The sequence below is a fragment of the Sediminihabitans luteus genome, assembly GCF_002797595.1.
Taxonomy (GTDB): domain Bacteria; phylum Actinomycetota; class Actinomycetes; order Actinomycetales; family Cellulomonadaceae; genus Paraoerskovia; species Paraoerskovia lutea.
The window spans coordinates 1202454-1224356 of sequence record NZ_PGFE01000001.1; the positions used below are offsets into that span (position 1 = coordinate 1202454).

A 21903-nucleotide genomic window follows, 5' to 3' on the forward strand; every position below is an offset into this window, starting at 1 on the left:
CGCCGAACGCAACCTTGTGCACGACGACAGGCATCAGAACCGTGCACAAGGTTGCGTTCGGCGGTGGGCGGCGGCGTGACACCTACCCATGCGGCACCTCGGCCTTGATGAGCGTGCCGTCCTCGCGGCGGTTGCCCGCGAGCGCCCGCATGCCGGGGCGGCCGGGGCGCAGCGGCCCCTGACCGTCGAGCGGCACGGTCACGGTCTCGCCCGCGCCCACGTGCACCTCGGTGCCGCGCACGTGCACGGTCGCGCCGTCGCCCGTCTCGCACACGAGCTCGAGGGCGTCGGCCCGCAGGGTCGCGCGCAGGCGCGAGCCGCCCACGGTGATCCGGTACGTCAGCGAGTCCCACGACCGCGGCAGGCGCGGGTCGATCGTGAAGCGACCGCCCGCGTGGTCGCGCACGCCGCCGAACCCGTGCACGAGCGCCGACCACACGCCGCCCGCGGAGGCCACGTGCACGCCGTCCGCGGCGTTGTCGTGCAGGTTCGCGAGGTCGACGTACAGCGACTTGTCGAAGTACTCGAGCGCGAGGTCCTGGTAGCCGACCTCGGCCGCCACGATCGACTGCACGACGCCCGAGAGCGTCGAGTCGCCCGTGGTCAGCGGGTCGTAGTACTCGAAGTCCGCGAGCTTCTGCTCGGGCGTGAACTCGGCACCCTGCAGGAACAGCGCGAGCACGACGTCGGCCTGCTTGAGCACCTGGTACCGGTAGATCACGAGCGGGTGGTAGTGCAGCAGGAGCGGACGCCGGTCGGCCGGGGTCGCGGCGACGTCCCACACCTCGCGCTCGAGGAAGTGCGAGTCCTGCGGGTGGATCCCGAGGTGCTCGGCGTACGGGATCGCCATGGCGTCGGCGGCGCGCCGCCACTCGAGGATCTCGTCGGGCGTGACGCCGAGGCGCCGGTCGGCCGCGGCGCGCGCGGCCGGGTCCCGCTCCGACATGGTCTCGAGCGCGATCGCGGCGGCCCGCAGGTTGAACCGGGCCATGACGTTGGTGAACAGGTTGTCGTTGACGACGGTCGTGTACTCGTCGGGGCCGGTGACGCCGTGGATGTGGAACGCGTCGTCGCCGTTGGTGCGCCAGAACCCGAGGTCGGCCCACATGCGCGCCGTCTCGACGAGGATGTCGACGCCCTCGTGGTCGAGGAACTCCGCGTCGCCCGTCGCGCGCACGTACTGCACGAGCGCATAGCTCACGTCCGCGTCGATGTGGTACTGCGCGGTCCCTGCCGCGTAGTACGCGGACGCCTCCTCGCCGTTGATGGTGCGCCACGGGAACAGCGCGCCCTCCTGCGAGACCTCGGCCGCGCGTCGTCGGGCCGCGTCGAGCATGGTGTACCGGAACCGCAGCGCGTTGCGCGCGAACCGCGGGCTCGTGTACGTCAGGAACGGCAGCACGTAGATCTCGGTGTCCCAGAAGTAGTGCCCGCCGTAGCCCGAGCCCGTGAGCCCCTTGGCCGGCACGCCCGTGCCCTCGGCGCGCGCGGTGGCCTGCGCGAGCTGGAACAGGTTCCAGCGCACCGCCTGCTGCGCGGCGTCGTCGCCCTCGATCTCGACGTCGGACCGCTCCCAGAACGCGTCGAGCCACTCCCGCTGACGGGCCTGGATGCCCTCGACGCCGACGTCGCGCGCACGGTCGAGCGTGCGGCGGCAGCGGTCGACGAGCTCGCGCGCGGGGACGCCGCGCGATGTGTGGTACGCGACGGTCTTGGTCAGGCGGATCGGCACGCCCGGCTCGGCCGAGACCCGGAACACGTGCTTGGCGAGGTCGTCCTCGACCTGGGTGCGCCGCTCGTACCGGTTCTCGGTCTCGAGGACGTGGTCGGCCGCGACGGCGAGCGTCATGCCCGAGTTGGTCGTGCGGTAGCCGAGCACGAGGCGGTCGTCGTCGGCCCACTGGAGCGTCGGCTGGAGCACGCGCTCCGAGAACCGGTTGGCGCGCCGCGGGTCGAACCCCTCGCCCATCGCCGCCGACGGCACGTGGTACTCGTCCTCGCCGTCCTGCCGGTTGAGGATCTGCGACGAGATCGCGACGGGCGCGGCCTCGTCGAGCAGGGTCACCTCGAACGTCATGACGGCCAGGTGCCGCTCGTCGAACGACACCATGCGCTCGCTGCGCACGCGCACGCGCTTGCCGCCGGGCGTGCGCCACAGCAGCTCGCGGCGCAGCACGCCGTCGCGCAGGTCGAGCGCGCGCTCGTAGTCGAGCAGCTCGGCGACCGACAGCAGCAGCGGCTCGTCGTCGACGTACAGCCGGATCACCTTGGCGTCGGGCGCGTTGACGATGGTCTGCCCGACCTGCGCGAGCCCGTACGCCTCCTCCGCGTGCGTGATCTTCCACGTCTCGTGGAACCCGTTGACGAAGGTCCCGTGCGTGTGCGAGTCGCGGCCCTCCTCGACGTTGCCGCGCATGCCGAGGTAGCCGTTGCCGACCGCGAACAGCGTCTCCGTGACGCCGAGCTCCTCGCCCGAGTACCGCGACTCGACGAGCCGCCAGGGGTCGACGGGGAACCGTGCGCGGTCGACCCGGCGGCGCTCGTCCTCGGTGCGGGGCATCAGGCGTCCTTCCCGTCGGTGGCGGACGTCGCGCGCGACCAGTCCAGGATCGTCGCGTCGACCTCGCCGAGGTCTCCCACGACGACGTCGGCGCCCGCGTCGAGCAGCGCCTGCGCGCCCACGCCCCGGTCGACGCCCAGCACGAGGCCGAACGGTGCGGCGTGCCCGGCGCGCACGCCCGAGAGCGCGTCCTCGACCACGACCGACTCCTCGACCGGCACGCCGAGCACCTGCGCGGCGTGCACGTACGTGTCCGGCGCGGGCTTGCCCGGCAGGCCTGCGGCCTGCGCGACCACGCCGTCGACGACCACCTCGAAGCGGTGCGCGAGTCCCGCCGCGGCGAGCACCGCGGGCGCGTTGCGCGACGACGACACGACGGCGACCTGCGCACCGGCGGCCGTGACCTCGTCGAGGAACGCGACCGACCCCGGGTACGGGTCGATGCCCTCCTCGTCGAACATGCGGTTGACGATCTCGTTCTTCTCGTTGCCGAGCGCGCACACGGTGCCGGAACCCGGCGCGTCGTCGTCCGCCCCCCAGGGCAGCTCGACGCCGCGCGAGGCGAGGAACGTCGCGACGCCCTCGAAGCGCGGCTTGCCGTCGACGTGCGCGAAGTAGTCGGCGTCCGTGTAGGGCGCGAGCCCGCGCGCCTCGGTGAACCCGGTGAACAGGCGGGACCACGCCCGCATGTGGACCTCGGCGGTCGGGGTGAGGACGCCGTCGAGGTCGAACAGGACTGCACGCAAGGTCAAAGGAGGCTCTCTTCCAAAGTCGTCGAAGCTCTACCGAGGTTCCACAGTGCCGCACGACGGAGGTCGCTGCCCGACGACGCGCGGCACCCCCAGTCTGCCGCCTGGACCTGGGCGGATCTAGAGTCGGGAGCATGACGGATCCGACGGAGGACGCCGTGGCCGGGGCCGACGCGGCCGGGGCCGGCGCGGCCGGGTCCGGTGCGGCCGGGGCTGCTGCGGTCGGGCACGAGACCACGCAGCACGACGTGACCCTGCGCGACGGCCGCGTGCTGCGCGTGCACGACGTGCGGCCCCGCGACTCGGGTGCGACCGGCACGACCGGCACGACCGGTGCGACCGGCACGACCGGCACCGTCGTGTGGCACCACGGCTCGCCGCAGTCCGGCGCCCCGCTCGCCCCGCTCGTCGCGGCGTGCGTCGAGCGCGGGCTGCGCCTCGTGACGTTCGGACGCGCGGGCTACGGCGGGTCGACGCCGCACCCCGGGCGGTCCGTCGCGGCGGTCGCCGACGACGTCGCCGACCTCGCCGACGCGCTCGACCTCGGCCCGTTCGCGGTGCTCGGCGCCTCCGGCGGGGGCCCGCACGCGCTCGCGTGCGCCGCGCTGCTGCCCGGTCGGGTCACCGCCGCGGTCACGTTCGCCGGCCTCGCGCCGCTCGCGGGCGGCACGCGGTCGGACGGCCCCGCGGGCGCGCCCGCCTGGTGGGCCGGGATGGCGGACGACGGCGGGCTGCGTGCCGCGCTCGACGGCCGCGAGGCCCGCGCCCGGCACGGCGAGAGCGCCGAGTTCGACCCGTCGTCGTTCACGGCCGCCGACTGGGCCGCCCTCGAGGGCAGGTGGTCCTCGCTCGGTGCGGACGCCGCCCCGGCGGGCGCGGCGTGGCCGGACGCGTTCGTCGACGACGACGTCGCGTTCGTGCGGCCCTGGGGGTTCGACCTCGGCGCTGTCGACGTGCCCGTGCTGCTCGTGCAGGGCGACGAGGACCGCGTGGTGCCGCCCGCGCACGCCCGGATGCTGCTCGACGCGCTGCCCGAGGCCGAGCTCTGGGAGGTCCCGGGCGCGGGGCACGTGTCGGTGCTCGAGGAGCTGCCTGCGGCGCTCGACGCGCTCCTGGACTGACCCGGCCCTCCGCCGTCCGCCCCCCCCCCCGGCCCCACCGCCACCGCCGAACGCAACGTTGCGCACCGTCCGGCCCCGGTCTTCGGTGCACAAGGTTGCGTTCGGCCGTGGGCGTTCGGCCGTCGACCGATGAGTTCCCACGCGCGCAGCGGTCCCTGCTTCCGTAGCGTGCGGAACGTCCGCGTGCGACCGACCGAGAGGGCCCGCCCATGACGAACGAGACCGTCCTGCCGGACGCACCCCGCGCCGTCCGCCACCTGAGTCTCGAGGCGCCCGGCGCGACCATCGCCTACGACGTGCACGGCGACCTCGCGAGCGCGACGCCCGAGCGGCCCGTGCTGCTCGCGATCGGGTCGCCCATGGCCGCGGGCGGGTTCGCCGAGATCGCGGCGCGCCTCGACGACCGGCCCGTCGTGACCTACGACCCGCGCGGCGCCGGGCGCAGCACGCGGCACGACGTCGAGCCGGGCGTCACCCCGCGCTCGACCCCCGAGCTGCACGCCGACGACCTGGCGCGCGTGATCGAGGCGCTCGGCGTCGAGACGGTCGACGTGTTCGCGTCGAGCGGCGGCGCGGTCAACGCGCTCGCGCTCGTCGCCGCGCACCCGCACCTGCTGCGCACCCTCGTCGCGCACGAACCGCCGCTCGCCGAGTACGTGCCCGACCGCGCCGAGGTGCTCGCCGTGAACGCCGCGATGGCCGACGCCTACCAGCGCGACGGGTTCGGCCCCGCGATGGCCCGGTTCCTCGGGCTCGTCATGGCCCAGGGCCCGCTGCCCGCCGGGTTCGCGGACGCCGCACCCGACCCCGCGACGTTCGGCCTCCCGACCGAGGACGACGGCCGGCGCGACGACCCGCTGCTCGGCCAGAACGTCCTCACCTGCGTGCCCTACGTGCCGGACGTCGCGCGCCTCGTCGCGGCGTCCACGCGGGTCGTGGTCGCGGCCGGCGAGGAGTCCGCGGAGCTCCTCACGGGCCGGACCGCCCGGGGCCTGGCCGCGGCGCTCGGCACCGAGGTGACCGTGTTCCCGAGCCACCACGGCGGCTTCGTCGGCGAGGGCGAGGGCATGCCCGGCAAGCCTGCGGAGTTCGCCGCGCGGCTGCGCGAGGTGCTCGACGGGGCGCGCTGACGGGGCGCACCACACGCACGCCCGAACACCCCGAGAACCCCGAGAACGGAGAGAACGGAGAGAACCGTGCCGAAGTACCTGCTCGTCAAGCACTACCGTGGTGGCCCCGCACCGCACCGACCCGTCCCGACCATGGACCGCTGGGCGCCCGAGGACGTCGACGCGCACATGGCCTTCCTCGGGAAGGTCAACGACCTGCTCCGGGAGACCGGCGAGTACGTCGACGCGCAGGCGTTCGCGCCGGCGAGCTCGTGGGTGCGCTACGGCGGGCCGGACGCCGAGCCCGTGACCGCGGACGCCCCCGCCGACGGGCCCCTCGTCGCCGGGTGGTACTTCGTCGACGTCGCCTCGTACGAGCGCGCGGTCGAGCTCGCGGCGTACGTGTCGTCGGAGCCCGGGCCGGGCGGCTCGCCGCTCTACGAGTGGATCGAGATCCGCGAGGTCATGGAGTGGCGACCCACGGCCGAACGCAACCTTCCGCACCGTCCGACCGAGGTCTGTGGTGCGAAAGGTTGCGTTCGGCCGTGGGCCTGACGAGCTACTTGACGCTGCCCGCCGTCAGGCCGCCCACGATGTACTTCTGCAGCAGCAGGAACACGACCATCACGGGCACCGCGGCGAGCACCGCGCCGGCCGAGAAGATCGCCCAGTTGTTCGAGAACGCCTGCGACACGTACTGGTAGAGCCCCACGGCGAGCGTCTGCGTGCTCGGGTCGGTCAGCACGACCGACGCGATCACGTACTCGCCGGTCGTCGCGATGAACGACAGCAGCCCGACCACCGCGAGGATCGGCGCGACGAGCCGCAGGATCATCGTGAAGAAGATCCGCGCGTGCCCGGCGCCGTCGATCTTGGCGGCCTCGTCGATCGAGACCGGCACGGTCGAGAAGTAGCCGTACATGAGGTAGGTGTTCACGCCGAGCGCGCCGCCGAGGTACACCATGATCATGCCGAGGCGCGTGCCGAGACCGATCGCGGGGAACACGTCGCCGATCGATGACAGCAGCAGGAAGATCGACACGAACGCGAGGAACTGCGGGAACATCTGCACGAGCATGAGCGACAGCAGTCCCATGCGGCGTCCCGTGAACCGCATGCGCGAGAACGCGTACGCGGCCATCGCGCCCATGAACACCGTGAGCACGGCCGTCGTCAGGCCGATCACGAGCGTGTTGACGAACCACTGCCCGTACGGCTGCGACGGGTTGCCGAACAGGTCGACGTAGTTCGAGAAGTCGATGGTCGTGAACAGCGAGTTCGAGCCGACGAGCGACCCGCCCGGGTTGAGCGACGCCGAGAGCACGTACAGCAGCGGGAACACCGCGAACACGACGAGCACGAGCGCGACGAGGTGCCGCCAGCCGGTGTCCCGGAACCAGCGTCGCAGCGAGAACGGCCGCTTCTGCGGCGCCGTCGGGGTGGCGGACGGCGTGCGGCGGGGTGAGAGCGCGGGCGCGGACATCAGTTGATCTCCTCGAGCGACTTGGTGCGGCGGAACGCGACGACCGAGACCGCCGCGACGAGCAGGAAGATGAGGATCGACAGGGCGCTCGCGAGGCCGAAGTCGCGCGCACCTCCCGAGCCGAACGCGATCTTGTAGACCATGGTGATGAGCAGATCGGTCGAGCCGATGTCGAGCGTCGTGTCGTCGAACCGCGGCCAGCCGCGCGTGAGCATGTAGATCACGTTGAAGTTGTTGAAGTTGAACGCGAACGACGCGATGAGCAGCGGCGCGGTCGACACGAGCAGCAGCGGCAGCTTGATCGAGCGGAACACCGTCCACGGTCCGGCGCCGTCGACGCGCGCGGCCTCCTCGAGCTCGCCGGGCAGCGACTGCAGCGCGCCCGTGCACACGAGGAACATGTACGGGTAGCCGAGCCAGAGGTTCACGAACAGCACCGAGAACCGGGCGAGCCACGGGTCGGTGAGCCACGGGACCTCGGCGCCGCCGAGCAGCACCTGGTTGATGAACCCGAACTCGGGGTTCATGAGGCCGGCCCACACGAGGCCCGAGAGGAACGCCGGGAACGCGTACGGCAGGATCACGAGCACGCGGTACACCTTGACCCCCCGCATGCGGGGGTGGTTGAGCACGGTCGCGAGGAAGAGCCCGAGCGCGAAGGTCGTGGCGACCGACAGGATCGCGAACGCGAACGTCCACACGGTCACGCGCAGCAGCGGGCCGGAGATTTGCGGGTCGCTGAACGCGCGCTCGAAGTTCTCGAACCCGACGGTGATCTTCCAGCCGGGGCGCAGCACCTGGCCGTCGGCGGACGCGAACTCGCCCTCGCCGTCGTCGGTGTAGACGACGCCGTCGCCGTCGGTGAACGTGTCGGTCGCCTCGTCGTACACGATCGCCGAGCGGTAGACGTAGGCGGTCGAGGCGTCGTCGGTGCGCAGGAACCCGTCGCCCGGGTCCTCCGAGAGCGGCACCGTGAGGTCGACGACCTCGCCCTGGCGCCCGAGCACGTCCGAGAGCGACAGGGTCGTCCAGCCGGGCGCGCCGGTGGGCACGCCGAGCGAGTTGAGCGTGGGGTCGTCGACCACGGTGAGCGGCTCGTCGGACGTGCCGACGACGACGTCGCCGTCGGGCGCCTGGCCGAGCAGGCCGAGCTCGCCGTCCTTCTCGACGACGCTCACCGGGTACGACGGCGAGTCGGGCACGCGGTCGAGGCCCGCGCGGCTGATCGCCGCGATCGCGTCGTCCTTGGAGCCGTTGTGCCCGTCGCCGTAGTTGGTGAACGCGACGTAGCCCGAGTACAGGACGACGAACACCTGGAACACGAGCAGGAACGCGACGCCCGGCACGAGGTACTTGCCGGGCAGCCGCGTGCCGCGGCCGAGGTAGATCCAGTTGATCAGGCCGGTCGCGACCACGGTCGCGACGATCGGCAGCCACATGTCGAGGCCGACCATGACGACGATCGCGAACGCCGCGACCGCGTCGAGCAGGCCGAGCAGCACGATCTTCGTGACGAGCGCGACCATGGTCCCGCTCTCGATCCGGCGCGGGGGCCGGGGGCGGCGTCCGCGGTCGGACGCCGAAGCGGGGCCCGGCGCGGGGGCGCCGGGTCGCGACGGGGCGACGTCGGTCGCGGTGGTCTCGTGCTGGGACATGCGGGCTCCTAGCCGGCGTGCGCGGGGCCGGGGGCCCCGCGCACGCAGAGGGTCACTTGATCTTCGACTCGACGTTGTCGGCGGCCTTGGTCCACACCTCGGCGGGGTCACCCTCGCCCTTGATGAGCTGCAGCTCGGCGCCGCCCCAGTCGGCCCAGACCGCGGCCATCTCGGGGATCGCGGGCATCGGCACGCCGTCGAGCCCGATGTCGCCGAACGCCTTGACGTCGGCGTCGGCCGCGGCGACCTCGTCGTACGCGGTGGTGAGCGCCGGCGGGCGACCGCCGACGTCGAACAGCGCCTTCTGCGCGGCGTCGGTCGCGAGGTAGTCGGTGAGGAACTTGGTCGCGGCGACCTTGTTCTCGCTCTTGGACGAGATGAAGAACGCGTTGACGCCGAGGAACGGCTGCGCGGGCTCGCCGCCGGCCGAGGGCAGCGGGTCGATCGCGTAGTCGATGCCGGCGTCCTTGATCGCGGGCACGTTCCACGGGCCGGTCAGGTAGTAGGGCGACTCGCCCTTCTCGAACGCCTCGAGCGCGATGTCGCCCGTGATGTTGGCGTTGAGCACGCCCTCCTCGCCCCACGTCTTGACGGCTGCGGCGAACTTCTGGCCCGCCTCGTCGCCGAGCGTGAGCCGGGTCGCGTCGTACGAGCCGTCCTCGTTCTGCGCGAAGACGCTCGAGCCGAACGACGTCTGCAGGGGGTACATGTGGTACGGGTCGCCCTGCTTGGGGTCGAGCCCGAGCAGGAACGGGTACTTGACCTTCGCGTCCGCCTCCACGGCGGCCTGGCCCTTGGCGATCACGTCGTCGAAGTCCGTCGCGACGTCCGGCACGAGCGCCGTGTTGCGCAGCAGCGCGACGTTCTCGATCGAGTACGGCAGGCCGTACACGTCGCCGTCGTAGGTCACGGCCTGGACCGCGACGTCGGCGAGCTGGTCAGCCGTGTCGCCGAGCTCGATCGGCGAGACCACGCCGTTCTGCACGTACGCGCCGAGCTTGTCGTGCGGGCTCACGATGATGTCCGGGCCCTTGCCCGTGGGGACCTGGCTGATGAAGTCCTGGTCGACGGTCGAGAAGTCCTTGACGACGGACTTCACGGTGATGCCGGTGTCGGCCTGGAACTGCTCGGCGATCGGCTCGACCGCGGGGGCGCGCTGCTCGTCGAGCCAGATCGTGAGGGTCTGGTCGCTCGCCGGTGCGGCGGCGGACTCGCTCGATCCGGACGACGCGGCGTCGTCGCTCGACGAGCACGCGGTGAGGGCCGTGATCGCGGTGAGGGCCACGACCGCCGCGGCGGTCGTCCGTCTGGTCACCTTCATTGGTGTGCCTTCCTGGGTGGGGCGGAGGGTGAGCACCGCGCCGGCCGGAAGGCCGGGAGGTCGTTCTCCCTGAGTGCAAGCAAGGGCATGTATAGCAAGCGTTTCCACCCGGATGCAACACGCTTCCATCCCGCGTTACGCACCTGTGACCCGTTGCCATTTCGCGCTATTTCCTCTCAGAACCGCCGATTCTGCCGCGCAACTGGTGCCGGCCAGCGATCGCACTGGCCCCGCACTCACGGACGGGATTGGAAGCGTTTCCTGATTGGCCCTACGCTGGAGGTGCACCTGGACGACCCGCTGCGCGCCGCGTCGGCCCCACGCACCGCCCGCCCCACGCCCGAGGAGAACCCGTTGACGACGCTGCAGAACGCCCCCCGCCCCGACCTCTCCCCCGCCGCGAGCGCCCCGGGCGACGAGTGGTGGCGGCACGCCGTCATCTACCAGGTCTACCCGCGCTCGTTCGCGGACTCCGACGGTGACGGCGTGGGCGACCTGCCCGGCATCACCCACCGTCTGCCCGCGCTCGCGTCGCTCGGCGTCGACGCCGTCTGGCTGTCGCCGTTCTTCACCTCGCCCCAGCGCGACGCCGGCTACGACGTCGCCGACTACTGCGACGTCGACCCGGTGTTCGGCACGCTCGACGACTTCGACACCATGCTCGCGACCGCGCACGGGCTCGGGATCAAGGTCGTGGTCGACGTCGTCCCCAACCACACGTCGTCCGACCACGTCTGGTTCGCCGAGGCGCTCGCCGCGCCCGAGGGCAGCGAGGCCCGCGGACGGTACATGTTCCGCGAGGGCCGGGGCGAGCACGGCGAGCTGCCGCCCAACAACTGGGAGTCGATCTTCGGCGGGCCCGCGTGGACGCGCGTCACCCGGCCCGACGGCACCCCCGGCCAGTGGTACCTGCACCTGTTCGACTCGTCGCAGCCCGACCTCGACTGGGAGAACCCCTGGGTGCGCGAGCAGTTCCTCGACGTGCTGCGGTTCTGGCTCGACCGCGGCGTCGACGGGTTCCGCATCGACGTCGCCCACGGCATGATCAAGGCTCCCGGCCTGCCCGACTTCACGCCTCCGGCGGACGCGTCGAGCATGGGCGGCGTCGACGCCGCGACGATGACCGAGGCCGAGATCGTCGCCGCGACCCCGCCGTTCTGGGCGCAGGAGGGCGGGCACGAGATCTTCCGGTCGTGGCACGCGCTGCTCGCGCAGTACGACGGCGACCGTGCGCTGTGCGGCGAGGCATGGGTCGAGCCCATCACGCGGCTCGCGAACTACGTGCGCCCCGACGAGCTGCACCAGACGTTCAACTTCTCGTACCTGTCGACCGCGTGGTCGGCCCCCGACCTGCGCGGCGTCATCGACGCGTCGATCGGCGCGTTCGCGAGCGTCGGCGCCCCGAGCACGTGGGTGCTGTCCAACCACGACGTGATCCGGCACGCGAGCCGGCTCGCGCTGACCGCCGACAGCCCCCAGGGCGCCGGCATCGGGCCGCGCAGCCCCGGCCTGCCCGACGAGGAGCTCGGCCTGCGCCGCGCCCGCGCCGCGACCGCCGTCATGCTCGCGCTGCCCGGCTCGGCGTACGTCTACCAGGGCGAGGAGCTCGGGCTCCCCGAGGCGATCCACCTGCCCGACGACGCCCGCCAGGACCCCACGTGGTTCCGCACCGACGGCGAGCGCTACGGCCGCGACGGCTGCCGCGTGCCCCTGCCCTGGGAGGCCGGGGCACCGTCGTTCGGGTTCGGGCCGTCCGACGCGAGCTGGCTCCCCCAGCCCGCCGACTGGGACCGGTTCGCGCGCGACCGCCAGGCCGACGACCCGTCGTCGACCCTCTCGCTGTACCGGGCGCTGCTCGCCGCGCGCCGCGCGCACTCCCTCGGCACCGGCACTCTCACCTGGCTCGACGGCTACGGCGACGACGTGCTCGCGTTCCGCACGGGCGACGTGACCGTCGTCGCGAACCTCGGCGACGGCGTCGTCCCGCTGCCCGCGGGCGAGCTGCTCGCCGCGAGCGGACCGCTCGCCGACGGCGGCGTGCCCACGGACACGACCGTCTGGATCGCCTGAGGCTTCGGTAGCATCGCAGGCGGCGGGAGCCTCGGCCCCCGCCGCCCGCACGGCCGTCCGCGCACGACCCCGACGACCTGGAGACCCGATGGCGAGCATCACCGACGTCGCCGCGCTCGCGGGAGTCTCCGCCGCGACCGTCTCGCGGGCCCTCAGCGGCAACGGGCACGTCTCGGCCGCGACGCGCGGCAAGGTCGTCGAGGCCGCCGAGACGCTCGGGTACGTCGCGTCGTCGAGCGCCTCGTCGCTCGCCTCCGGACGCACCCGCAACGTCGGCGTCGTCGTGCCGTTCGTCGACCGCTGGTACTTCTCGGCCGTGATCGAGGGCGCCCAGCGCGCCCTCATGGAACGCGGCTACGACCTCACGCTCTACACGCTGCGCGAGGACGGCGCGGCCCGCGCGAGCGTGTTCGAGCAGTTCCTGCTGCGCAAGCGCGTCGACGCCGTGATCGCCGTGTCGCTCGAGCTCACCGAGGCCGAGGTGCAGCGCCTGCACGCCCTGCACAAGCCGCTCGTCGGGATCGGCGGACCGCTCACGGGCGTGCGCACCCTCACGATCGACAACCCCGCGGTCGCGCGGCTGTGCACCGAGCACCTGCTCGCGCTCGGCCACACGCGCATCGCGTTCGCCGGCGGGTCGCTCGACGAGGACGGCGCGTTCGACCTCAACCTCTCGCGCCGCCAGGGGTTCGCGCAGGCCATGCACGGCGCCGGGATCGACGTGCCCGACGAGGACTACCGCTCGGCCGAGTACTCGATCGACACCGGCTACGTCGCAGCCAAGCAGCTGCTCGGACGGCCCCACGGGCGCCCGACCGCGATCGTCGCAGGCTCCGACGAGGTCGCGATCGGCTGCATCCTCGCCGCCAAGGACCTCGGCATGTCCGTGCCCCGCGACGTGTCGATCACCGGCATCGACGACCACGAGCTCGCCGCGTTCTTCGACCTCACGACCGTCGCGCAGTTCCCCCAGCGGCAGGGCGCTCTCGCCGTCGAGCTGCTCATGGACGACCTGCACCCCGACGCCGCGGACGCCGACGCCGCGCCCCGCTCGACCGCCCTGCCGTTCGAGCTCGTGGTGCGCGGCAGCACGGCGCGCCCGGCGCCCTGACCCGCCTGCCGGGGCGCTGCACTGCGCGCCGAGCACGGGGTTGGGCACACTCCGAGCGCCTCCCGGTGTGCACAACCCCGTGCTCGGCGGTGCCTGATCGCGTGTTCGGCGACGCACCGATGAGTTCTGCCGTGCCGGGCGGTCCACCCCGCATGGCACTCGTGTACACCGCCCTCTGCTCGCTCGACGGCTACGTCGTCGACGCCGACGGCAGCTTCGACTGGGCGCAGCCGTCGCCCGAGGTGCACCGCGCGGTCAACGCGATCGAGCGACGCGCGAGCACGATCGTCCTGGGACGCCGCACCTACGAGGTGCTGACCGTGTGGGACGACCCCGCCGCGGTGTTCGGCGAGCTGCCGCCCGAGATCGCCGAGTACGCCGAGGTCTGGGCCGGCATCGACAAGGTCGTGGTCTCCTCGACGCTCGCCGAGGTCTCGACGGCCCGGACCCGCCTCGTGCGGACCCTCGCCGCGGACGACGTGCGCGACCTCGTGGCGTCCGCGCGCGGTGACGTCTCGATCGGCGGCCCGACGACGGCCGCGCCGTTCCTGCGCGCCGGGCTCGTCGAGGCGATCGACCTGTTCGTGTCGCCCGTCGTGGTCGGTGGCGGCACGCGCGCGCTGCCCGACGGCGCGCGCCTCGACCTCACGCTAACCCGCACGCACGCGTTCGCCGACGGCACGGTGCACCTCGCCTACGCACGCCGCTGACCGCCGTCCGCCACCCGCTGCCCACCCGCGGTGCCCACCGCCGAACGCGCGATCTGTCACACGATTCCGCGATTTCCGGTGACAGATCGCGCGGTCGGCGGTGGGGCGGGCGGTGGGATCGGCGGTGGGGGTCAGGGGCGCAGGGCCCGCAGACGTTCGGCGTCCGCCCGGTACATCGCGGCGTGCTCCCGGAGCTCCGGGGGGCCGGACGTCGCAGCCCGGCCCTCGGCGTCCAGCGCGAGCTCGTCGAGCCGGTCGGCCATCGTCGCGAGCACGTCGGCGCGCGCGAACGGCATCCCGTAGGCGTCGACGAGGGCGTCGAGGCGGGCGAGCGGGTCGAGGTCGGGGACGTCGTCCGCCCCGTCGAACGCGTCGGCCGCGAACGGTGCGAGCCGGTACGCGAGGTAGGCGAGGTCCCACACGCGCGGGCCGGGCGACGCGGTGTCGAGGTCGATGACGCCGACGAGCCGACCGTCGCGGAACACCATGTTGTACGGGGCGACGTCGTTGTGGCACACGACCTCGACGGGCTCGTGGACGGGCGACCGCCACACGCGGTCGGTCGTGTCGGACGCCGCAGGGCCGGTCGGTCCGTCGCGGTCCGCCGCGTCGAGCGTCGGACGGTCGGACGTCGCGTAGTCGGCTCCCGCGTCGTGGAACCTCCGCAGCCACCGGGCGGAGTCGACCAGCACCTCGGTCGTCCACAGCCACGCGGGCAGCGGGTGGTGCGCGACGTCGCCCGGCAGGTACGACACCACCTCGCGCCCCTGGTCGTCGGTGCCGTGCGCCACGGGCACGTCGTCCACGCCGCGTTCGTGCAGGTGGTCGAGCAGTCCATGGATCGTGGGCGTCCAGGGTCCGGCCGTGCGGTGAACGCGGTCGCCGACCCGGACGACCGCGGTCGAGTTCCCTCCCGCGAGCACTTCCTCCACAGCCTGTGGATGATTGTGGACAGAGTTATCCACACCCTGTGCACCCTGTGGACGACTGCGCGCGGAACCACTGCGGCCAGAACCACTGCGCACAGAACCACGCGCGAGACGGACGAGCCCACGGTCCACGAGCAGCGCGAGCACACCCCCTACGGCATAGAGCACGAGATCACGGACCGCGAAGGTCGTCCCCAGCACCCAGCGCGCAGCCGGCACGGCGTCGACCACCACGCCCACGAGCCCGGTCGCCTGCGCGAGCTCGATCACCCAGCAGGTCGAGACCGCCACGACCGCGACCCACACCGGACGCATCCGGGGCAGCACCAGCACGATCGCCGCGTAGACCGCGACGGCGTACACGAGGTCGCCGCCCATGTCGCCCCACGGCTGGGGCAGGCGCACGACGCCCAGGCCCGCGGCCACCGCGAGCACCAGGGCCAGGGCCGCCGTCCGACGTCGGGCACGGGGAGGCGCGACCGCCGAGCCGGGCGACGGGACCGACGACGGGGCGTGATGCTGCGGTCCGGGCCGCTCGGGAGGATGCACCCGGCCATGCTGCCAGTCGCCCGGACGCCGGTCCGCGTGCAGCACCGCTGGTGGTTGGATGTCGCCATGAGCGAGTTCCCGCACGCGTTCCTGGTCACCCGCACCTGCGCGCGGGCGCTGCTGATCGTCGGCGTCCTCGACGGCGGACTCGCCGTGGTCTGGATGCTGTCGTCGCTGCTCACCGGCGACGCATCGACGCTCCTGCTGATCGCCGCGGTGACGATCGCATTCCTCGCGATCGTCACGATCGTCACGATGCTCGTCGGGTGGCCCGTGGGGTGGCTGGTCCAGCACGTGCTGCACGCGACCTGGCGGGGGCAGCCGCCGACGTGGGTCTCCGTGGTCGCGTTCGCGCTCACGGGCGCCGGCCTCTCGATGTTCGTCTTCCTGCCGCCCGACTCCATCGACATGTCGGCGATCGCGTTCGCCGTGCACGGGGCCGTCGCGGCCGGCGGTGGCCGCTACCTCGTGGCGCGCCACGACCGCCGTGCGGCCGAGGGCGCGTCGGACGGCGCGCCCGACGATCACCCCGTGGGCGTGAGCACCCCGTAGACCGGGCCCCAGCCGCCTGCCGCCTCGGCGGAGTCCGCCCCCGCGAAGATCTGCGCGTCGGTGAGCTCGAGCGTGTCACCCGTCGCCGGGTCGAGCACGGAGAACATCGCGCCGTCGTGCCCGGTCAGCAGGACGACGCGCGGCGGGCCGTCGCCGCCCTCCGGGCCGATCAGCACCGGCACCGGCCTGCCCGCGTCGAGCGCTGCGGCGGTCGCTGCGGGCGCGCCGGGATCGACCTCGACCGCCGCGCCGACCGGCGTCCACGCGAAGCCCGGCACGCCGCCGACGCCGGTGCCAGCGCCACCGTCAGGACCAGCGCCACCGTCAGGACCGTCATCACCGTGGCCGACGCTGCCCGTACCACCGTCGCCCTGACCGTCGCTGCCGTCCGCGCCGAGGTCGACATGCTCGACGTCCTGCGCGCCCCCGAGCGCGGCGAGCACGCCCTCGATCCGCTCGGTCGGGGTCGCCCAGGCCGGGTCGAGCTCGAGCCCGTCGAGGAACGGCGGCACGTACCCGTCGACGAGCTCACCCTGCAGGATCCACAGGCCGACGAACGGGTCGTGGCTCGCCGCGAGCACGAGCAGCTCGACCGAACCGCCGGTACCCGCACCCGGGCTCGTCGGCCGGTCACCCGGTGCGAGGTCATCGGTCGGCGGTACGTCGACCGGCCCGGGTGCAGGCAGGAGCGGCCCTCCGACGGCGAGTGGCGGGCCGACGTCGAGCGGGTCCCCGACCGTCAGGGGATCCCAGGTCGTCGGAGGTTCCGGCGACAAGGGTTTCGCGACGGTCGGGACGTCGACCGCCCCCGGCCCCTCGCCCGGGCCTTTGCCCGCACCAGTCCCCGTGCCCGTGCCCGTGCCCGTGCCCACCGGGTAGTCCGACGGCGAGAACTCGTTGAGCGCTGCGACCTCCTCGGGCGACAGCGTCACGACCTTCTCGGCGTAGGCGACGACGGTGCCGAACGGCGCCCCCGTGCCCAGCGCGGACAGGATGAGCGCCGTCGACTCGGCGTCGGGCGCGGCGTCGAGCAGCGCCTGGAGCCGGGCACGCTCGGCGTCGGAGAGCTTCTCCCAGCGCTGCGTCCAGGCGTCCCATTCGGCGTCGTCGAGCACGGGGTTGCCGCCGGCGGCCGTCCCCGCGACCTTCGCCGCGTACAGGTCGGCGATCCGGATCCCCGCGACGGGTTTCAGGTCACCGAGGCGTGCGCCTTCGCGGGCCGCCTGCAGGCCCTTGCGCAGCAGCTCCCCCGCCTCCTGCGTCGCGACGTACGCGGCGTTGCAGACCTGCAGCCCGGCGACGATCTCCCGGAGTCCCGCGAGCGCGGAGTCGGCCCGGCCGCGCGCCTCCTCGAGGCGCATCGACGCGTCCCCCCACCCGGACGACGCGTAGCAGACGCCGATCGCGCTGGAGAGCGTCGTGCGCCCGGTCGCGAGCTGCGCGGCACCGCCGCGGTACGTGAGGTGCGCGAGCGAGAGCGCGACCTGGAACTGCAGGAGCGCCACGACGGACCCGGACATCGTCTCGACGTCGACGCGCACCTGGCGGGCGAACGCAGTCGCCGACCGCGTGAACGCGACGCGCGCGGCCCCCGACAGGTGCCCGTCGAGCAACGTCGTGGCGGCCGCCTCGAGCGCGTCGACGTTCGCGCGCAGCGACGCCGCCCGGCCGTCGTAGGACGCGACCACGAGGCTGACCTGCTCGGGCTTGCCCGGTGGCGGCTCGTCCGCGAAGCGCGTGATCGCGGTGAGGTGGCTCATCGTGCCGTCGACGGTCGCGTCGACGGCGTTCGCGACGCGGTGCGCGGCCATGGTGTCGAGCGGCGACACCCCGAAGAGGGTCGAGCGCGCGTGCTCGACGTCGTCGACGAGACCCTGGGCGGTCGTGATCGCCGCCCGGCTGTCGGTGCACAGGTCGTCGATGATCACGCCGCGGCCCCCGCAGGTCGGGCGTCGTCCGCGCGGACGGCGCGTGGCCCGCCGCCGGGCACGGCGGCGAGGACGGCCTGGACGTGCGCGACGTCGTCGAGCGCGGCGACGACCACGGGCACGGGCCTGCGACCGAGATCGCGCAGGACGGCGTGCAGCGCACGCCCGGCCGCGACGTCGGCGAGCACCCGCGGGCCGAGGGCGAGCACGGCGTCCGTGCCTGCGGTGCGGACGACGGACGCGACCTTGCGGGTCGTCGCCGCGGACACGCCGGCGGCGTGCAGCGCCGCGGCTCGGCGGGCGGTGTCGAGCGCGCTCATCGCGCGGCCCGGGCGAGCGAGGCGTCCGCCGCGTCGGTGCTCGCGAGGATGACGTCGAGCCGCGCCGCGAACTCACCGAGCGCGTTCGCCGTGGCCACGACCTCGGACCGCCACGCGGCCTGCATGTCCTGCACGTCGGGCAGCAGGTCGGCGCCGCACGCGGCCTCCCAGTCGGCGGACGGCTGGTCCGGGCCACCCGGCCGGAGCTCGTCCGACATCTCGTGGAGGCCGTCCGCGACGACGCGGACCTCCTCGTGGTCGACGAACAGCCTGTCCATGGTTCCCCCTGTGCGCGCCCGGTCGTGGCCATGCGCAGGGTAGCGGTCGGACGACGGTCCGCCGCACGCGCGTCCACAGGACCGGACCGCGCCGGGCGTCGCGGAACTCGTCGCCCGTGGCTCGCGCTGCACGGCATACTGCCCCCCATGACCAGGGGGAAGAACGGCATGCGACGCACGACGACCCGCGCCCGGGCGACCGCGGCGGGCGCTCTCGCGCTCACCGCGGCGGTGCTCGCCGGCTGTTCGTTCGGGGACCCGGGCATCGATCCGGACGACGTCGACGCCGCCCGCGTCGCGGCGCTCGCGGACGACCCGTTCGTCGCGGGCTGGAAGGTCGTCCCTGCCAAGGCGAACCACTTCCGGTCGGTCAACGTCGCCGCCTACCGGGCACACGTCACGACGACCGAGGACCGCACGCAGGACGCGTGGGCCAGCAGCGTCGAGTTCGTCGCTGACCTGCGCGCCGCAGGCTGGGAGGTGAGACACGTTGCGTGCTACCTGTCGGACGACACCACGTCCCTGTATCTGGCGACCGAGATCACCGCGACCACCGTGGACGACGGCGTCACCGCGATCATGCAGGCGCGGGTGAACGACCGCCGCACCACGGCGACGGCGGCCGTCCCGTTCCACACCGAGGACACCGACCCGTGGGGCCTCACCGCGCCCGAGGGGGAGTTCTGCATCGACCAGGACGTCCCGCCCACCACGTCGTCCCCGAGCGCGGGCGCCCCGGTCGACCTCACCACCGTCGACCCGACCTGAGCCGCACCGCTCAGCCCGTGGGCGCGAGCGGTCGGACGACGGCGCCGGGCACGGTCGTCCACAGGCAGCCGGTCAGGGGCGGGCGTCACCCCGCTCGGCAGCGTCGTCCGAGATCGCGTCGTCCGAGACCGCGCCAGCGGTGACCGCGTCGTCCGCGCCGTCCATGACCGCACCTGCCCCGACCACAGCGGGGGCGAGGTCGGCGTCTCCGGCAGCTGCGGCGCCGTCGTCCGGCAGCGGGTCCTTCGGCGCCGCGTCGCCGTCGCCGGAGAGCCACCGGAGCCAGCCCGACCCGGGGTCGGGCTCGAGGATCAGGGCCCGGGTGAGGAGCGTGAGCGGGATCGCGAGGATCGCGCCGAGCGGGCCGATGATGAAGGTCCAGAAGATGACCGACATGAACGACAGCGTGAGGCTCAGCGACACGGTGTCGGAGACGAACTTGGGCTGCACGAGCACCTGGAGCACCACGTTGACGACGCAGTACACGGCCGCGACGGCGAGCGCGAGCGGCCAGCCGCCGACGACGAGCGCCATGACGAGCGGCGGCACGAGGCCCAGGATGAACCCGATGTTGGGCACGAAGTTCGTGACGAACGCGAGGATCGCCCACACGACGGGCGCGGGCACGCCGAGCGCCCACAGCGCGAGCCCGTCGATGACCGCGACGACGAGGCCGAAGCTGGCGTTGACGACGAAGTAGCGGCGCACGCCGCGGTTGTAGCCCGTGACCCGGTCGATCACGACGCCGTGCGTGCGCCCGAAGTGGGTGCGTGCGGTGCCGTACCGGGCGGCGTCGGCCGACATGAAGATCGCGTAGGCGAGCACGAAGAAGAACGCGGTGCCGATCGACACGACGATCCCGCTCACGTTCGACGCGATCGACAGGACCTTGCCGGGCTCGAGCCACGACGTCGCGAGGTCGGCGACGTCGGTGTCGAGGCCGAGGTTCTGCAGCATGCCCGTGAGGTCGTCGACGGTCTGCCGCAGCTCGCCCAGGTAGTCCGCGACGAGCTGCCCGAACTTCACCCCCGCGAACACGAGCATCGCGAGCAGGGCCGCGAGGATCAGGTACGCGGTGACGATCACGCCGGTCGTCGCGAGCCATCCCGGCCAGCCGCGCCGCACGAGCGGCTCGCGCACGGGCATCACGATGATGACGATGACGGCGGCCAGCAGCAGCGGGCCGAGGATCCCGCTCGCGGCGTGCACCCCGGCCAGCACGACGACGGCCGCCGCGAGCGTCACGAGCGTGCGCACCGTGGGCGACATGCCGGGCGCGGGCGCCGTGTCAGGGGCGGTGGTCTGGGTGGTCATGGGGGCTCTTCTCGGGGCGTCGGACGGCGGACCGTGGCCCATCATCCCCGATCCGGCCCCTGGTTCATGCCCCGAGCAGCGCCAGCGGGACGACCGCGATCCCGTCCGGCCGCCGGTAGGCGACGTCACCCGTGGTCACGACGACCGCGTCGAGCAGGTCGTGCCCGATCTTCTCGCGCAGCCATCGCAGGTGGGTCACGTCGGCATCGCTCGCGGTGCGCGCGAGCTTCACCTCGATCGCGAGCACCCGACCGTCGTCCCGCTCGACGACGAGGTCGACCTCGTGCTCGCCGCGCTTGGTCCGCAGGTGCGACACCCGCGCACGCGAGGCTTCGGCGAGCACGCGCACGCTCATCGTGACCAGCGACTCGAAGAGCGCGCCGAGCAGCGCGCCACCCCGCGCGGGCGCGGACCCGTCGAGAAGGGCTCCGGCACCGACGTTCAGCAGCCGTGCCGCGAGCGCGGGGTCGGCCAGGTGGTGCTTGGGCGCCTGCGTCAGCGCCGCGAGGTGGTTGCGCGGTCCGAGCCACGCGGGCAGCTCGTCGAGGATCCACAGGCGGGCCAGCGTGTCGCGGTAGGCGATGGTCGTGGACTTCGCAGGCTTCTCCGGGAGCCCCGCCGTGGCCGCGTCGAGGATCGAGCTGTAGGTGGCGGTCGACGACGTCGCCGCGGCGAAGGCCGCGAACCACGACCGCAGCGAGGCAGGGCGTCGCACGACGTGGCCGAGCTCGGCGAAGTCGTGCTCGACGATCGACGACACGTAGCCGTCGAGGAGCTCTGCGCGCAGAGCGCCTTCCCTCGTCCTGACACCCGGGAGCCCTGAGGCCACGATCTCCTCGACGTAGTCGTCGAGCGCGATCGAGCTCGCTCCGGCGATCTCCGGCCGACTGCCGGAGAGCAGCTCGCCGAGGGAGACCGTCGGCCTCTCGAGCCCTCGCTCGCTGAAGGCGAGCGGGCGCATGCGCAGACTCATGATCCGCCCTGCACCGGAGTGTCGTGGCGCTGAGGGCGTCGCGGACCCGGTGAGCACGAAGCTGCCGGGCCCGGCACCGTCGTCGACCGCACGGCGCACCATGTCCCAGACCGCGGGGTGTCGCTGCCACTCGTCGATCAGGACGGGCTTGGGAAGCCGGTGCAGCCGGCCGCGATCGGCGGCGAGCAGCGCCACCTCGTCCGGGTCGTCGAGCGCGATGGTGGACGCGACCAGTCTCGAGGCAGTGCGCGTCTTCCCGACGGCCTTGGGCCCCTCGACGGCGACGGCCGGGAGCCCTCCGACGAGCTCGGCAAGTCGCTCGTCCACGATGCGAGGCAGGTAAGTCACAGGTCAAACGCTACCTCTGGGCAGGTCCAAACGCTACCTCTGGGCAGGTCCAAAC

At 73.2% G+C, this 21903-nt stretch carries 19 protein-coding genes; 8 read left to right on the forward strand and 11 right to left on the reverse strand.

Annotation, left to right across the window (positions count from 1 at the left end):
- Positions 1-82 precede the first annotated feature (82 nt).
- Together CLV28_RS05625 and CLV28_RS05630 are read right to left on the reverse strand one after the other, a co-directional pair.
- Positions 83-2560 (reverse strand): glycoside hydrolase family 65 protein, encoded by a 2478-nt coding sequence (locus CLV28_RS05625; protein WP_100422193.1) that lies wholly within the window; start codon positions 2558-2560, stop codon positions 83-85.
- A complete protein-coding gene (locus CLV28_RS05630) occupies positions 2560-3312 on the reverse strand; it encodes an HAD family hydrolase (RefSeq protein ID WP_100422194.1) in 753 nt (250 codons plus the stop codon). The genes CLV28_RS05625 and CLV28_RS05630 overlap by 1 nt, the downstream gene beginning before the upstream one ends.
- Before the next feature lie 131 nt (positions 3313-3443).
- Between CLV28_RS05630 and CLV28_RS05635 the strand changes: the two genes are divergently transcribed.
- The 3 genes from CLV28_RS05635 (at position 3444) to CLV28_RS05645 (ending at position 6094) form a co-directional block, all read left to right on the forward strand.
- Complete coding sequence (locus CLV28_RS05635) at positions 3444-4430, forward strand: alpha/beta fold hydrolase (protein WP_100422195.1); 987 nt, start codon at positions 3444-3446, stop codon at positions 4428-4430.
- A 209-nt stretch (positions 4431-4639) separates the two neighbouring features.
- Positions 4640-5560: an alpha/beta fold hydrolase gene (locus CLV28_RS05640; protein WP_100422196.1), complete on the forward strand. Its 921-nt coding sequence runs from the start codon at positions 4640-4642 to the stop codon at positions 5558-5560.
- A 66-nt stretch (positions 5561-5626) separates the two neighbouring features.
- Positions 5627-6094: a YciI family protein gene (locus tag CLV28_RS05645; protein WP_239073288.1), complete on the forward strand. Its 468-nt coding sequence runs from the start codon at positions 5627-5629 to the stop codon at positions 6092-6094.
- A 4-nt stretch (positions 6095-6098) separates the two neighbouring features.
- Here the strand turns inward: CLV28_RS05645 and CLV28_RS05650 are convergent, their stop codons facing one another.
- From CLV28_RS05650 to CLV28_RS05660, 3 genes are read right to left on the reverse strand one after another with little or no spacing between them, the layout of a single operon-like run.
- Positions 6099-7022, reverse strand: a complete 924-nt coding sequence (locus CLV28_RS05650) for a sugar ABC transporter permease (protein WP_100422197.1) — start codon at positions 7020-7022, stop codon at positions 6099-6101.
- Entirely contained in the window at positions 7022-8677 is a 1656-nt protein-coding gene (locus CLV28_RS05655) for an ABC transporter permease subunit (RefSeq protein ID WP_100422198.1), read from the reverse strand. The genes CLV28_RS05650 and CLV28_RS05655 overlap by 1 nt, the downstream gene beginning before the upstream one ends.
- Before the next feature lie 52 nt (positions 8678-8729).
- Entirely contained in the window at positions 8730-9998 is a 1269-nt protein-coding gene (locus tag CLV28_RS05660; RefSeq protein WP_100422199.1) for a sugar ABC transporter substrate-binding protein, read from the reverse strand.
- Positions 9999-10352: 354 nt separating this feature from the next.
- On the opposite strand from CLV28_RS05660, the gene CLV28_RS05665 reads away from it, so the two are divergent.
- From CLV28_RS05665 to CLV28_RS05675, 3 genes are all read left to right on the forward strand, one after another.
- A complete protein-coding gene (locus tag CLV28_RS05665; RefSeq protein ID WP_100422450.1) occupies positions 10353-12068 on the forward strand; it encodes a glycoside hydrolase family 13 protein in 1716 nt (571 codons plus the stop codon).
- 88 nt (positions 12069-12156) lie between these two features.
- Positions 12157-13179 (forward strand): LacI family DNA-binding transcriptional regulator, encoded by a 1023-nt coding sequence (locus CLV28_RS05670; protein ID WP_100422200.1) that lies wholly within the window; start codon positions 12157-12159, stop codon positions 13177-13179.
- A 152-nt stretch (positions 13180-13331) separates the two neighbouring features.
- On the forward strand, positions 13332-13889 hold the full coding sequence (locus tag CLV28_RS05675; RefSeq protein WP_100422201.1) for a dihydrofolate reductase family protein: 558 nt from the start codon (positions 13332-13334) through the stop codon (positions 13887-13889).
- Positions 13890-14020: 131 nt separating this feature from the next.
- Here CLV28_RS05675 and CLV28_RS05680 read toward each other — a convergent pair whose 3' ends face one another.
- A complete protein-coding gene (locus CLV28_RS05680) occupies positions 14021-15367 on the reverse strand; it encodes a DUF2809 domain-containing protein (RefSeq protein ID WP_157802519.1) in 1347 nt (448 codons plus the stop codon).
- Positions 15368-15433: 66 nt separating this feature from the next.
- On the opposite strand from CLV28_RS05680, the gene CLV28_RS05685 reads away from it, so the two are divergent.
- Positions 15434-15919, forward strand: a complete 486-nt coding sequence (locus CLV28_RS05685; protein WP_100422203.1) for a hypothetical protein — start codon at positions 15434-15436, stop codon at positions 15917-15919.
- On the opposite strand, the gene CLV28_RS05690 is transcribed toward CLV28_RS05685, so the two are convergent.
- Genes CLV28_RS05690 through CLV28_RS05700 form a run of 3 tightly spaced genes read right to left on the reverse strand, consistent with a single transcriptional unit; the run spans position 15892 to position 18445 of the window.
- Complete coding sequence (locus CLV28_RS05690) at positions 15892-17847, reverse strand: hypothetical protein (RefSeq protein WP_100422204.1); 1956 nt, start codon at positions 17845-17847, stop codon at positions 15892-15894. The two genes, CLV28_RS05685 and CLV28_RS05690, sit on opposite strands and share 28 nt — an antisense overlap.
- Entirely contained in the window at positions 17844-18167 is a 324-nt protein-coding gene (locus CLV28_RS05695; RefSeq protein WP_100422205.1) for a hypothetical protein, read from the reverse strand. Before CLV28_RS05695 ends, CLV28_RS05690 begins: the two co-directional genes overlap by 4 nt.
- Positions 18164-18445, reverse strand: a complete 282-nt coding sequence (locus tag CLV28_RS05700; RefSeq protein ID WP_100422206.1) for a hypothetical protein — start codon at positions 18443-18445, stop codon at positions 18164-18166. Before CLV28_RS05700 ends, CLV28_RS05695 begins: the two co-directional genes overlap by 4 nt.
- Positions 18446-18592: 147 nt before the next feature.
- On the opposite strand from CLV28_RS05700, the gene CLV28_RS05705 reads away from it, so the two are divergent.
- On the forward strand, positions 18593-19213 hold the full coding sequence (locus CLV28_RS05705) for a hypothetical protein (protein ID WP_157802520.1): 621 nt from the start codon (positions 18593-18595) through the stop codon (positions 19211-19213).
- Positions 19214-19285: 72 nt separating this feature from the next.
- Here the strand turns inward: CLV28_RS05705 and CLV28_RS05710 are convergent, their stop codons facing one another.
- Both CLV28_RS05710 and CLV28_RS05715 read right to left on the reverse strand, forming a co-directional pair.
- Complete coding sequence (locus tag CLV28_RS05710; RefSeq protein WP_100422208.1) at positions 19286-20527, reverse strand: AI-2E family transporter; 1242 nt, start codon at positions 20525-20527, stop codon at positions 19286-19288.
- 64 nt (positions 20528-20591) lie between these two features.
- Positions 20592-21848, reverse strand: coding sequence for an ATP-binding protein (locus CLV28_RS05715; protein WP_100422209.1), 1257 nt, complete (start codon positions 21846-21848; stop codon positions 20592-20594).
- Between the last annotated feature and the right edge of the window lie 55 nt (positions 21849-21903).